The organism is Meiothermus sp. (assembly GCF_026004115.1).
Lineage (GTDB): Bacteria > Deinococcota > Deinococci > Deinococcales > Thermaceae > Meiothermus.
In genome coordinates this window covers 1786235-1798343 of record NZ_BPIM01000001.1, presented here as the reverse complement: position 1 = coordinate 1798343, position 12109 = coordinate 1786235, and the positions used below count along the sequence as shown (strand labels likewise).

General features: G+C 61.0%; 10 protein-coding genes. 1 reads left to right on the top strand and 9 read right to left on the bottom strand.

Features of this window, described 5'->3' with window-relative positions:
- Window positions 1-11: 11 nt before the first annotated feature.
- The 7 genes from pruA to Q0X23_RS08615 form a co-directional block, all read right to left on the bottom strand.
- Window positions 12-1559, bottom strand: a complete 1548-nt coding sequence (pruA, locus tag Q0X23_RS08645; RefSeq protein ID WP_297859930.1) for an L-glutamate gamma-semialdehyde dehydrogenase — start codon at window positions 1557-1559, stop codon at window positions 12-14.
- A 43-nt stretch (window positions 1560-1602) separates the two neighbouring features.
- Complete coding sequence (locus tag Q0X23_RS08640; RefSeq protein WP_297859929.1) at window positions 1603-1989, bottom strand: ACT domain-containing protein; 387 nt, start codon at window positions 1987-1989, stop codon at window positions 1603-1605.
- Between the two features lie 2 nt (window positions 1990-1991).
- Entirely contained in the window at window positions 1992-2915 is a 924-nt protein-coding gene (locus Q0X23_RS08635) for a proline dehydrogenase (RefSeq protein WP_297859928.1), read from the bottom strand.
- Between the two features lie 10 nt (window positions 2916-2925).
- A complete protein-coding gene (locus Q0X23_RS08630) occupies window positions 2926-3585 on the bottom strand; it encodes a GntR family transcriptional regulator (RefSeq protein ID WP_297859927.1) in 660 nt (219 codons plus the stop codon).
- A 258-nt stretch (window positions 3586-3843) separates the two neighbouring features.
- On the bottom strand, window positions 3844-5025 hold the full coding sequence (gene metK, locus Q0X23_RS08625) for a methionine adenosyltransferase (RefSeq protein ID WP_297861196.1): 1182 nt from the start codon (window positions 5023-5025) through the stop codon (window positions 3844-3846).
- A gap of 166 nt (window positions 5026-5191) precedes the next feature.
- On the bottom strand, window positions 5192-7783 hold the full coding sequence (locus tag Q0X23_RS08620) for an HD domain-containing phosphohydrolase (RefSeq protein ID WP_297859926.1): 2592 nt from the start codon (window positions 7781-7783) through the stop codon (window positions 5192-5194).
- A 157-nt stretch (window positions 7784-7940) separates the two neighbouring features.
- Complete coding sequence (locus tag Q0X23_RS08615; protein WP_297859925.1) at window positions 7941-9191, bottom strand: DUF4127 family protein; 1251 nt, start codon at window positions 9189-9191, stop codon at window positions 7941-7943.
- 464 nt (window positions 9192-9655) lie between these two features.
- Here Q0X23_RS08615 and Q0X23_RS08610 point away from each other — a divergent pair, with 464 nt between their 5' ends.
- Complete coding sequence (locus Q0X23_RS08610) at window positions 9656-10594, top strand: DUF4032 domain-containing protein (protein ID WP_297859924.1); 939 nt, start codon at window positions 9656-9658, stop codon at window positions 10592-10594.
- On the opposite strand, the gene Q0X23_RS08605 is transcribed toward Q0X23_RS08610, so the two are convergent.
- Window positions 10595-11206, bottom strand: coding sequence for a VOC family protein (locus tag Q0X23_RS08605; RefSeq protein WP_297859923.1), 612 nt, complete (start codon window positions 11204-11206; stop codon window positions 10595-10597).
- Window positions 11203-12075, bottom strand: a complete 873-nt coding sequence (locus Q0X23_RS08600) for a 3-hydroxyacyl-CoA dehydrogenase family protein (protein ID WP_297859922.1) — start codon at window positions 12073-12075, stop codon at window positions 11203-11205. Before Q0X23_RS08600 ends, Q0X23_RS08605 begins: the two co-directional genes overlap by 4 nt.
- Between the last annotated feature and the right edge of the window lie 34 nt (window positions 12076-12109).

Here is a 12109-nt window from a genome sequence, read left to right as displayed (position 1 = left end):
AGCCAAAACCTTTAGAAGCGCTCGGTCACGCTCTTCATCTGCAGGAAGTTGAGCAGGTAATCGGGCCCCCCGGCCTTGGTGTCGGTGCCCGAGAGGTTGAAGCCACCAAAAGGCTGCACCCCGACCAGGGCTCCGGTAATCTTGCGGTTGAAGTACAGGTTGCCCACGTGGAACTCGCGGCGGGCCCGCTCGAGGCGCTCACGCTTGCGCGAGAACACCCCGCCCGTCAGGCCAAAGCGGGTGCCGTTGGCCACCTCGAGCGCGGCGTCGAAGTCGGGTACCCGGATTACCGAAAGCACCGGGCCAAAGATTTCTTCCTGGGCAATACGGGCATCGGGGGAGACTTTTTCGAACACGGTGGGCGAGATGAAGAACCCGCTGCCCTCGAGCCGGCGTCCTCCTAGGGCCAGCCGGCCCTCTTGCTGCCCGATCTCGATGTAGGAAAGTACCGTTTTTTCCTGCTGGGCGCTGGCCACCGGCCCCATATCGGGGTTCTCCTCGGCGGGACCTACAATCAGGCCCTCGGTGCGGTGCAGAATCTGCTCCATCAGGAGGTCATGCACCCCGTCCACCACAATCAGCCTCGAGGCCGCCGAGCACTTCTGCCCCTGGAAGCCAAAGGCGCTCTGCACGGTGGCCTGGGCTGCTGCGGCCAGGTCGGCAGTTTCGTCCACGATCAGGCCGTCCTTGCCACCCAGCTCCAAAAAGACCCGCTTGAGCCAGACCTGCCCCGGCGAGAGCCGGGCCGCGCTTTCGTTGATACGGAGGCCGACCTCGAGGGAGCCGGTAAAGTTGATAAACCGGGTGCGGGGGTGCTGCACCAGATAGGCCCCCACTTCGCTGCCCGACCCTGGCAAAAAGTTAGCAACACCTGCGGGCAGACCGGCCTCTTCCAGAATCTCGAAGAGCTTGGCCGCAATCACCACCGTGTCTTCGGCGGGCTTGGAAACCACACAGTTGCCCACCGCAATGGGGGCCACGGTCATGCCGGTCAGGATGGCCAGCGGAAAGTTCCAGGGGGCAATCACCACCCCCACCCCCAGCGGGATGTAGAAGGCCTCGTTGTCCTCGCCCGGATAGGGCAGCACCGGGGCGCCGTCCTTGTACTTGAGGGCCGAGATGGCGTAGTAGCGAATAAAGTCGATGGCCTCGGCCACATCGGCGGCGGCCTCCACCCAGTTTTTGCCAATCTCGTAGACCAGCCAGGCCTCGAGCTCCCGCTGGCGGCGCTTCATAATCTGGGCCGCCTTCAGCAGCACCCGGCTGCGGTGCTCCTGGGGCCAGTCGCGCCAGCTCTTGAAGGCCCTCCAGGCCGCGTCCAGGGCGGCATCGGCCTCGGCAATGCCGGCCCTGGCGCTCACCCCCACCACCTCGGAGGGGTTAGATGGGTTGGTAGAGGTAATGGTTTCCTGGGTGTGCACCTTCTCGCCACCGATGATGAGGGGGTAGTGGCGGCCAAACTGGGCCCGTACCTCGGTCAGGGCCTTGCGCATGGCCTCGAAGGCTTCGGGGCTCTGGAAGGTTTCGATGGGTTCGGGGCGGTAGGGTTCGGGGGTCATACAAGCTCCTTTCGTTGATGCCTTTTGCTCAGGACTTTTTGCTTTATACGTGCACCACATGTCCGGCCTGCTCGAGGGCTGCCACAGCCCGCTTTAGCTGGTGGTGCTTGAGCAGCACGTAGTCGGTGTTGAAGGTCGAGACCGCAAAGATGCCCACCCCGGCTTCGGCCAGCGGGTAGAGCACCGAGGCCAGGATGCCGGTAAGGGCAAAATCGAAGGGGCCGGCTAGGCGAAGGCAACGCCAGTCGCGCTCGGCTTTGACCTCAGGAGGCACGCGGCTCTGATGGCAGACCACGGTTAGCTCCTCGTCGCTGCGGCTGATGCTCACAAAACCTTGGCCTGTGGCCCAGGCCGGAACGGAGGCAGCGGCCATAAGCTGGCAGACCGCGTACCGGCCTTCCAGAAGGTGCAAATCCAGTTTCGTTGCCATGTCTATCCCTGAATCAGGCTCCGGGCCACAAACAAGAGGTTTTCTGGCCTTTCGGCAATGCGGCGCGAGAAGTAGGGGTACCAGTCGGTGCCATAAGGCACGTAGGCACGCACGGTGTAGCCCTCCGCAGCAAGTTTTTTCTGCTCATCGCGGCGCACCCCGTAAAGCAGTTGGAACTCGAAGCACTCGCGCCCGATGCCTTTTTCGGCTGTCCAGCGTTTCATCTCCTGAATGATCTGGGGGTCATGGCTGGCAATAGCGGTGTAAAGGCCATTTTCCAAGGCCTTCTTGCACAACACCATAAACTGTGCATCCACCATACGCTTGTCCTGAAAGGCCACCTCGGGGGGTTCTTTGTAAGCACCCTTCACGATGCGCACCGGCGTTCGCAGGGGTATGAGGTCTTGCAGGTCTTGCTCGCTGCGCTTGAGGTAGCTTTGCAGCACCACCCCGGTATTGTTGAAACCGGCCTCGCGCAGCCGCTTGTAGACCCGCAGGGTAGCCTCTACCCGGGGGCTATCCTCCATGTCAATCCGCACAAAGCAGTCCACCTTGCGCGCCTCGGCCAGAATCTCCTGCATCAGGGCAAACGCCAGGTCTTCGGAGAGGTCGAGCCCCAGCTGGGTGAGCTTGAGGGCCACATACCGCGGGTAGGGCAGGGCGCCAAAGGCCTGTACCAGCCGCACAATCTCGCCCTGGAATTTTCGCGCTTCGGCTTCCGAGGTGACCATCTCGCCCAGCAAATCCAGGATGGCATGAATCCGGTCGCGCTCCAAAGCCTCCACCACCCGCAGGGCCTCCTCGAGGGTATCGCCGGCGATAAACCGGCGGGCAAAATTGCGCCCCCGGGTCAGCACCAGGTTTTTGATGCCTTTGTTCTGGGCAATCGCCAGCACAAACGAACGATAGCTTTGATTGAAGTCCATAGACACTCCTCTACTGCCAGACCTGCTCCTGGAGGCTTTGCATCACCAGGTCGCGGAAGTTGTACACGTGTGCCCGCGCTGCCTCGGCGGCTTGTTGGGGGTTGTGGGCCTTGAGCGCCGACAGAATGGCCTGGTGCTGCTGGCGGGTTTTGGGGTGTTGGGAAAGGGTGCGCTGGAAGGAGCGAATGAGCGTCAAGCTCGAGCGCAGGTCGGCATAAATCCGGGCCAAAGTTTTGTTGTGGGCCGCCTCGACCAGCGCAGTGTGAAAGTCGAAGTCTACCTGCATCTGCTGGTTGTAATCGTCTTTAGGCAGCGCATCCAGGGCCTGCAAAAGCCGCTCGAGGCCATCCAGTTCTGCCTGGGTGGCATTGCGGGCAGCTAAAGCCGCCGCCTCGCCCTCGAGCAAGGCCCGCACATCGTAGACCTCGCGCACCTCGCTGGCCGACAGGACACGTACCCGCGCCCCTTTGTTCGGTAGTAGCTCCACCAGGCCCTCTTGCGACAAACGCTGCAGGGCTTCCCGCACGGGGGTACGGCTGATACCGAGTTCCTGGGCCAACCCCGGCTCGGAAATGCGCGTCCCCGGCAGCAAGGAACCGGCCAGAATGGCCCCTCGCAGGTGGGCGTAGGCAGCTTCGCGCACCGAGTGGGGCCGTTGAAAGTGGGCCATAAAGTGTATACAGTATACATCTCTGGGATAGCCGGGTCAAATCAAAAAAAGACGGCCCGAAAGCCGTCTTGGTCCTTCATACCAAATCCACACGAACCCTTGCCTTCTCCTGGAGGGAGAAGGTGGCGACACCCCGACCGCGCTATTTACAAACAGCGATAGGAACACGCTTGACTGCACCTGGGGTGTCGCCGGATGAGGGGGCTTGGGACGACCCTCAAAGCTAACTGTCCAAGTAAAGTTGGTATCACAGGCAGGTTATGGCAGAAGCTGGCGAAGCGCCTCAACCTTATCGGTGTTTTCCCAGGGGAAGCCCTCGCGGCCAAAATGGCCATAGGCCGAGGTGGCGGTGTAGATGGGGCGGCGCAGGTTGAGGTTCTCGATGATGGCCCTGGGACGGGCATCAAAGACTTTTTGGGCAGCTTCGGTCAGCTTTTCATCGGGCACCATACCTGTGCCGAAGGTCTCGACCCGCATGCCCACCGGGCGGGCTTTGCCGATGGCATAGGCCAGCTCGATGAGCGCACGTTTGGCCAGCCCGGCTGACACAATATTCTTGGCGATGTAACGGGCGTAGTAGGCTGCCGAGCGGTCTACCTTGGTGGGGTCTTTACCGCTAAAGGCCCCCCCACCGTGAGGAACCGCACCCCCGTAGGTATCCACGATTATCTTGCGCCCGGTCAGGCCGGTGTCGCCGTGTGGCCCGCCAATCACAAACTTGCCCGAGGGGTTCACCAGGTACTGGGTTTCCTTGCTCAGGTACTGCTCCGGAATGGCCTTTTCGATGACCAGGGTGCGAATGTCGTGCTGGATCTGGTCGGTCTCAACCTCTTCGGAGTGCTGGGTGGAAACCAGGGCCGTACCCACATACAGCGGCTTCTGACCCTCATAAACCACGGTCACCTGGGCCTTACCATCAGGGCGCAGGTAGGGGATTTCGCCGGTTTTACGGGCTTCGGCCAGCCGCCTGGTCAGACGGTGGGCCAGCGAGATGGGCAGCGGCATTAGTTCAGGGGTCTCGTCGGTGGCGTAGCCAAACATCAGGCCCTGATCGCCCGCACCCACCCGGTCGAACTCGTCCCGCGAGCCCAGCACCCGCCACTCCCAGGACTCGTTGACCCCGCCGGCAATGTCGGGCGACTGCTCGTCTATGGCCGTAAGCACCGCACAGGTATCGCCATCGAAGCCGTATTTGGCCCGGGTATAGCCCACCTCGAGCACGGTCTGGCGCACCAGGCGGGGAATGTCCACATAGCTCTTGGTGGTAATCTCGCCTGCTACCATCACCAAGCCTGTGGTCACCAGGGTTTCGCAGGCCACCCTGGCCTCGGCATCCTCGGCCAGAATCGCATCCAGCACCGCATCAGAAATGCGGTCGGCCAGTTTGTCGGGGTGCCCTTCCGTCACCGATTCCGAAGTTACCAGTCGTTGCAACTTTATCCTCCTGTAGCACGCAGTAAAGCCGCGTCAACCGACAAAGTATAGCACCCCAGTATCCATTTCGTTGCACCGAAAACTCGAATTTAGGTGCATCCCAGTATCCGGGGAATACAACCCAGGGCGCTCGCAGCCTTTCTGGATTGCTTTGCCAGCCCACAAGCCCTGGCTATTTTCGGGTTTGCACTTGCTCGCTAATCAGGGCGATAAATTCCTGCGCGATACGGGCATCGAGGGTATCACCCGCTTGTTTGCGCAGCTCACGCAGGGCATCTTGCTGGCTCCAGGCAGCCTTATAGGGGCGCGACTGCAGCAGGGCATCGTACACATCTACTACGGCAAAAAGACGGGCCTCGAGGGGAATCTCATCGCGGGTCAGGCCAAAGGGATAGCCGGAGCCATCGATCCGCTCGTGGTGGTAGCGCACGATGTTGCGGGCCGTCTGGGACAAGAACCCCAGGTTTTCCAGCATGCCAAACCCAATATCGCAGTGGCTTTGCATGATGCGCCACTCGGCATCGGTGAGGGTGCCGGGTTTGAGCAAAATTGAGTCCGGGATGGCCAGCTTACCCAGGTCGTGCAGGTAGGCCCCCATGCGAAGGCCCTCGAGGTCACCAAAGCCCAGGCGCCGCCCCAGGGCTTCGCTCAGGGCCACCACCCGGTCGGTGTGCCCCTTGGTCTCGAGGTCGCGCAACTCCAGACCCAGTCCCAGCGCGCGCAGGGCATCCTCGCGGGTACGGGTGATCTCTTCCAGGTGTCGCACACGTTCCCAGGCCCGTTCCAACCGCCGCGCCACCGCCTCCAGGAGCGAGATATTTTCATCTGAAATCGCCACCTTGTGGTGAAAACTGGCCAGGGTCAGGGCCCCATGCGGCTGGCCCCGAACCTGTAGGGGGGTGGTGACGGCCGTGCGCAGCGCCAGATTCTTGAATCTGGGCCAGGCGCCTTCCCAGGTTTGATAGTCGTCGAGTAGCTGGGTCTGGCCGGTTGCCAGGGCCTTGCCCATGAAGCCTTCTCCTATGCGCACCGGCAGGATGTCAAGATAGCTTAGCAGCTCACCCAGTCCGTAGCGTCCATGCCGTACCTGAAGTTCTAGATGACCGCTTTGTGGATCTTCACTACCGGCCACGAAGCGAAAAACCCCTCCTGCATGTAAACCCGTCAGGCTCAGCAAGGTTTCGATGGCCCGCTGAGCCATGGCCTGCGGGTCATCCAGCATCTCCAGGTCGGTGGACATCTGCACCAGCGCCCGGTAGTTATCGGTTTGCTGGTAGGCCTGCTCGAGGGCTTGCAAACGTGAAAGCATCACCCCCGCCACCCTGGCCAGTGCCTCCAGGGCATAGCGATCCTGAAGCTGTATCGCCCCCCCTGTCCCAGCCGTATCCACCGATAGCACCCCCACGGTTCGCCCCTCCGGGTCGCCCAGCAGCACCCCCAGATAGGCTGCTTTGACCCGACTACCAGAGGTAAAAACCGCGCTGGATTCTATTGAGGCATCAGGCAAATACAAGGTACCGCGGTGTTCCAGCACCCGCCAGGCCAAACCCTTACCCCGTGGATGACGGGTGCCTGCGGCCTGTTCGGCGGCATGACCTGCCGCTGCCACCACCTCGAGCACATCGTCTTTGGGGCGGTAAAGCGTGACCAGGCTGGTCGAGGCTTTGGTCTGCTCCAGGGCTTCTCGCACAATCTGTTGCAGCAGCTCTTCGGTGGTTTGTGCAGCGGTCAAACGCTGGCTGATGTGGGTCAGGGTTTGTAAGCGGGCTAGCTCGCGCTCCTGAGCAGCCTGGGCTTCCAGCCGTGCCAGCACCTGCCCAACGCCCCGGCCAAACGATTCCAGCACGGCGGCATCCTCCGGTTCGAACGGGTATTTTGAATATGCAACCACCACACCGAAACCCTCGCCGTGGGCATCCTGCACAGGCACAAAGGCCGCAAAATCTGCAGGGTCTGTGACTACATTCAGATGTAATCGGGGATCATCCATTCGCACCATCTGGACGGTTCGTTCCTCGAGGGCTAGCCACGAAACCCCTTTACCCCGGGGCACGGTAAGACCCAGCGCCTCATCCCAGTTCAAGGCCGCAAATACCCGGAGCTCATCACCTACCCGCCGTAAGGTCACTGCCCGCTCCTCGCCCAGTATCTCTAAAATCAGATGGGGCAACGACTGCCACAATAGCTCTGTTTCGCGAAAGGTGGAAAGAATCCCCAGTACCCGGGCCAGCCGTTCTTCGCGCTCGAGGCGAGCCTGGGTGTTTTGCCGCTCTTTCAGGGTCTGCAACACCACCCCCAGGCTAGAGCCCAACTCCTGGGCCAGGGGCAAGGCCTCCGAAGAGAACGGAGCCGCTTCGAGACGGTCGAGGCAGAGCCAGGCTTCTACCTTGCCATTGAGCGGTATGGGTACATTCAGTGACCAGTAAATCTGGTGCAGGGTCTGCCGGTCTTGGGCAACAAGCCCGCTCAGCTCGGGCCGAACCTGCACAATGTTGGGCCGGGCCAAGAGCGCATCTTCAAGGCTGGCCCCATACCAGCGCAGCTCATCTTCAAGGCTCAGGGAGTAACGGGGCAAAGGAATGTTGTGGACTCGCATGGCCACAAAACGATAAAAGTTACCTTGCCGCAGCAAGACAGAGCCAGCCTGAGCCCCGGGAATCAAGCGCAAGGCCCCCTCGAGGGCCGCCGTTACAAGCGACTCCAGATCTGGGCTGCTCACCAGTTCTCGCAGGAGGGCCAGCATGCCCTGATATGGAACGCTCATATCAACATAGCCTAGGACTACGTAACCGTAGCGCAAGTTCACGCATCACAACCTGCAATTCCAACTGCCGCTGTTGGTTTGAGCTTAGGGTTTTATTGTGCGCATTAAATACCCTCAGCAAGGCATTTTTAACTCATTTCTAAAAGCATTCCAGGGCTCAACGTTGCGTTTGATCGACCGGCTCCAGTCGGAATTGCCATTCGGCTTCAAAGCTGCGTCTCCAGGGGAATATCAGACCCGTTGGCTGAAGTTGCCCCAGCCTCAAGTGTGGAGTAGGTTCAGATTGTAATTGCTCAAAAACGTAGCGGGCGGCCTCCTCGGTGAGGGGTTCGGGAAAGCGGGCACGCACCCAGGGCCGGCCTATCTCTCCCCAAAGAAACTCGAGGTAGGCCTGGGCCAGGGCACGGCTGCGCCATTCCTGGCATGCGGTCGGAGGATTTCCAGCTTTCTGGCAAAGGGAAACCGCAAACAAGCCCCCCTGGGCTAAAGCAGTCCCCAGATTGTTGGCGGGGGTTCCCCACGCAGCGTACGCCGCCAGATCGCGGTAGAGGTCCAGTGCCACCAGATACCGTACCAGCGAAGCATCGCCCCGGTTGACCCGGGCAATATCGGCCACCGCTACCGGGGCCTCGCGCAAGCCGCGCAATACGGTTAGAACCCCCCGTCGGGGGTCTCCTCCGGTGTAGACCATGAGCACCAGATCGGGCTGGCTGTCCACCAGCACCGCTCCCGCCGAGGCCAGCAAGCGTGCTACGGATTCCTGCAAGGGAATCCCGTCGTAGCGCGTAACCTGCGGGGCCGCCTGAGGATTGTCGTAGAGCACCCGCACCCGCACTCCCGGATTCAGCGCCCGCAACAACAAAACCTGTCCGGCTTCGTCGGCCCCAGGCCGGGTCGGAATGGGCAGCGTAGCGGCCTCGGCCACAGCGGGCGAGCCGGGCAAAGCATCGTCCCAGGGCGCTTCGACGTACACAAAGCCATTAGCCAGGTTGCGCAACAGCGCCAGGTTTCGCTCGCGGTTGGTAGCATCGGGATGTCTTGGAATCACACCAAAGGCCAGCACCTGTGCATTGGTGCGCTCCCGCCAGCGGAACAGCACTTCCAGGCGATCCAGAGCCTCGTGCAAGGCCAGGGCAGAACTGCGGCTCTGCACCAGCCCGCCGTATACCAGCGCGTCCAGGCTGACAATCAGCGTGCGACCCGGCTGTTCTTGCAGCCAATTCAAGAGATCCTGCGGATTTACGCCATCCCGACCCTGGTAAAGCGTTCTAGGCGGGCAATCTACCAACTTCCAGGTGCAGGGCGACCAGTTGGGTGGCCGGTCATCCAGAGGAATATATATTACCCCTTCGGTGTAGGCCCAGGCCAGTGGCAACAAGCACATCAATGCAAATACAACAAAGCGCATCAAAGGCCATCTTAGTCCGAGCAGATGAGGGAAGCCTGCAAACCAATGCACCAGGGCCTGACTTATCGCAGTCCGGCCTCGAGGCTTTGATGAACTGAGCCCGGCACAGCGTTATCCCAACCCGTGGCTATGAAGGCGTCTACGTGGGTCGCGGGTCTAGAGTCACCGGTCAAGGGCGTCCAGGGTCAAATGCCAGCGCAAATCATCCGACGCTGTACATCTCGTCACCAAGGGTTCATAACGCACGATAACCCATACTTTGCAAGACCGATGAACACAAAGCGCTTGTATAAATGAGCTATAATGGGCCAGGGTCGAAAAGAAAACTTCGACTTCAACCCCAACATCAAAACCCGCAGCCCTATTCAGGGGAACCCGCAACCTGAGAAGGCTAAGAGCAGCCTCAAGTGGGTCGTGATACAGAAACTATGTTTTGTTGAAGCTAATACGCTAAGGTGAAGTTTATGGAATTAGAGCGCCAAGCCCAATTGGAAGCAGAGGCTCTGTCGCGCCGCGTATTAATCCACGACATCCTGCGCCGCTTGCGCGGCAAAGACAACGATTTACTGCCTTACAGTGCGGTTTCAGAGTTGCGACCCAAAGGGGAGTCGTACAGGGGGTTACAAACCATCGAGGTAGACAAAATTATCGGCACCGTAGATCGCTACGGCGACTTCGACGCCGAGTTCATGCCCAAAGAACCTTTTACCCTGGAGCGCTGGACCAAGCTGCGCCAGGCCCAGCTCGAGGGCACCGAGTTTCCCCCCATTCATGTTTACAAGGTAGGCGATATATATTTTGTCAAGGATGGCAACCACCGCACCGCCCTGGCTAAAGCCCAGGGCCAGCACTACATAGACGCCTATGTGACCGAGCTGGATGTGCCGGTAGACCTAGACCCCGACGATACCCTTAAGGATGTGATTTTGAAGGGCGAGTACGCTGAGTTTCTGGCGAAAACCCGGCTGCCCGAGTTGCGCCCGGGCCACGAGCCCATCCTGTTCAGCAAGGCCGGACGCTACGACGTACTGCTCGACCACATCCACACCCATCAGTACTTCATGGGCCTCAACCAGAAGCGCTCTATAAGCTGGGAAGAAGCCGTCACCGACTGGTACGACAACCTCTACCTGCCCACCATTCTGGAAATCCGCGAAAACGGGGTGATGAAGAATTTCCCGGGCCGCACCGAGGCCGACCTGTACCTGTGGATTTCCGACCACCGCTACTACTTATCGCAGGCCCTCGGCCATGATGTAGGCCCTGAAGAAGCCACCCTTTCGGCTCGCCGGCAGGCACAAAAAGGCCCCTTGAGCCGGCTGGTAGACCGGCTGGGTTCCTGGCTGTCGCACCTGGCCGCCCAGCGCAAGCCCTCGACAACCCAAAAGACCCTCGAGGGGTGACTACCGCAGCAGCTGTAAGCCTCCAGGGGTCTGGACAAAGGCCCTCAGCTCGGGCTTTGGAGCGGGCTCGAGGCGAATCTGGTTCAGCTCGAGATCTAGCTTTTGCAGCACCCGCGCAACCGCTTCCGCCTCCGGGTGAAAGAGCACCAGTTCCACCAGGCGGCAGCCCACGTTCGGCAGGGTATGGGTAGGGTGGCGCAGGCCCCACTGAATCAGGTAAGGCACCACCCCGCCCCAGTGCAGGCGCCCATCTTCGGGGAGGGTGATGTGCCATTCCAGTTCTCCCCTACGGGCCTCCCGCGCCGGGCCCAGACCAAACCCCTGATAGCGCGCTAAATCCTCGGTGCGGGCCACCCAGGTACGCAGGCGCGGGGCCCCGGTAAAGCGGTCGAGGTCGAACCAACGGTGCTGGGCGGGCGGAGGGGCTTCGGGGTCGATGGCGATGATTTCCAGATAGGCCCCGTTGCCCAGGTTCAGCAAACGGTTGTGCGTGCCCATCAAGGGGTGCTTGCCTCCGGCGGGCGGTAGCTCCAGCCCCAGGGTATCCTGAACGTACTGCAGCCCCTCTCCCAGGGTCCTGGCCGCCAGCACCAGGTGATCCAGCCGGGTCATCCGATCTTGTTGCCCTTTTCGTCGTAGCGGTAGAAGCCCCGCCCGCTCTTACGCCCCAAAAGCCCGGCCTGCACCATCTTGCGCAGCAGGGGCGAGGGGCGGTATTTATCGTCGCCCAGGCCCCGGTGCAGCACCTCCATAATGGAGAGGCAGGTGTCCAGGCCAATGAAGTCGGCCAGGGTGAGGGGGCCCATGGGGTGGTTCATGCCCAGCTTCATGACCTGGTCTATGGCCTCCGGGGTGGCCACCCCTTCCATCACACACTGGATGGCCTCGTTGAGCATGGGCAAAAGCACCCGGTTGGAAACGAAACCGGGGTAGTCGTTGACCTCCACCGGGGTTTTGCCCATCCGTCGGGCCGCGTCCAGCACAGCCTGGGTGGTGGCCTGGTCGGTCAGATAGCCCCGGATGACCTCCACAAGTTCCATCAGCGGCACCGGGTTCATGAAGTGCATCCCGATAAAGCGCTCGGGCCTGCGGGTGGCCGAGGCCAGCCGGGTAATGGGAATGGAGGAGGTGTTGGAGGCCAGAATAGCCTCGGACTTTACGATTGAGTCAAGCTCACGGAAGAGCTCGAGCTTGGTGGGCTCGTCCTCCACAATGGCCTCAACGATCAGGTCGCAGTCCTTGAGGTCGGCCAGCTGGGTGGTAGTTTTTATCCGTTCCAGCGCGGCATCGTGCGCGCTCTGGTCGAGCTTGCCCTTTTCCAAGAGCTTTCCGATGGAGCGCTTGATACTGCTGAGGCCGCGCTCGAGGAAGGAGGTCTCGAGGTCGCGCAACACCACCTGGTAGCCCGCCTGAGCCGCCACCTGGGCAATGCCGGCCCCCATCTGCCCTGCACCGATTACACCAATCTTACGAATTTCCATGGCTTCATCCTATCGCGCTTTGCCGGCCAGGTGG

Bases quoted from the DNA above. Each gene is read 5' to 3' on its own strand.
- Q0X23_RS08640 (WP_297859929.1), bottom strand. From the start codon at position 1,989: ATGGCAACGAAACTGGATTTGCACCTTCTGGAAGGCCGGTACGCGGTC.
- Q0X23_RS08620 (WP_297859926.1), bottom strand. From the start codon at position 7,783: ATGAGCGTTCCATATCAGGGCATGCTGGCCCTCCTGCGAGAACTGGTG.
- Q0X23_RS08605 (WP_297859923.1), bottom strand. From the start codon at position 11,206: ATGACCCGGCTGGATCACCTGGTGCTGGCGGCCAGGACCCTGGGAGAG.
- Q0X23_RS08615 (WP_297859925.1), bottom strand. From the start codon at position 9,191: ATGCGCTTTGTTGTATTTGCATTGATGTGCTTGTTGCCACTGGCCTGG.
- Q0X23_RS08610 (WP_297859924.1), top strand. From the start codon at position 9,656: ATGGAATTAGAGCGCCAAGCCCAATTGGAAGCAGAGGCTCTGTCGCGC.
- Q0X23_RS08600 (WP_297859922.1), bottom strand. From the start codon at position 12,075: ATGGAAATTCGTAAGATTGGTGTAATCGGTGCAGGGCAGATGGGGGCC.
- pruA (WP_297859930.1), bottom strand. From the start codon at position 1,559: ATGACCCCCGAACCCTACCGCCCCGAACCCATCGAAACCTTCCAGAGC.
- Q0X23_RS08630 (WP_297859927.1), bottom strand. From the start codon at position 3,585: ATGGCCCACTTTCAACGGCCCCACTCGGTGCGCGAAGCTGCCTACGCC.
- Q0X23_RS08635 (WP_297859928.1), bottom strand. From the start codon at position 2,915: ATGGACTTCAATCAAAGCTATCGTTCGTTTGTGCTGGCGATTGCCCAG.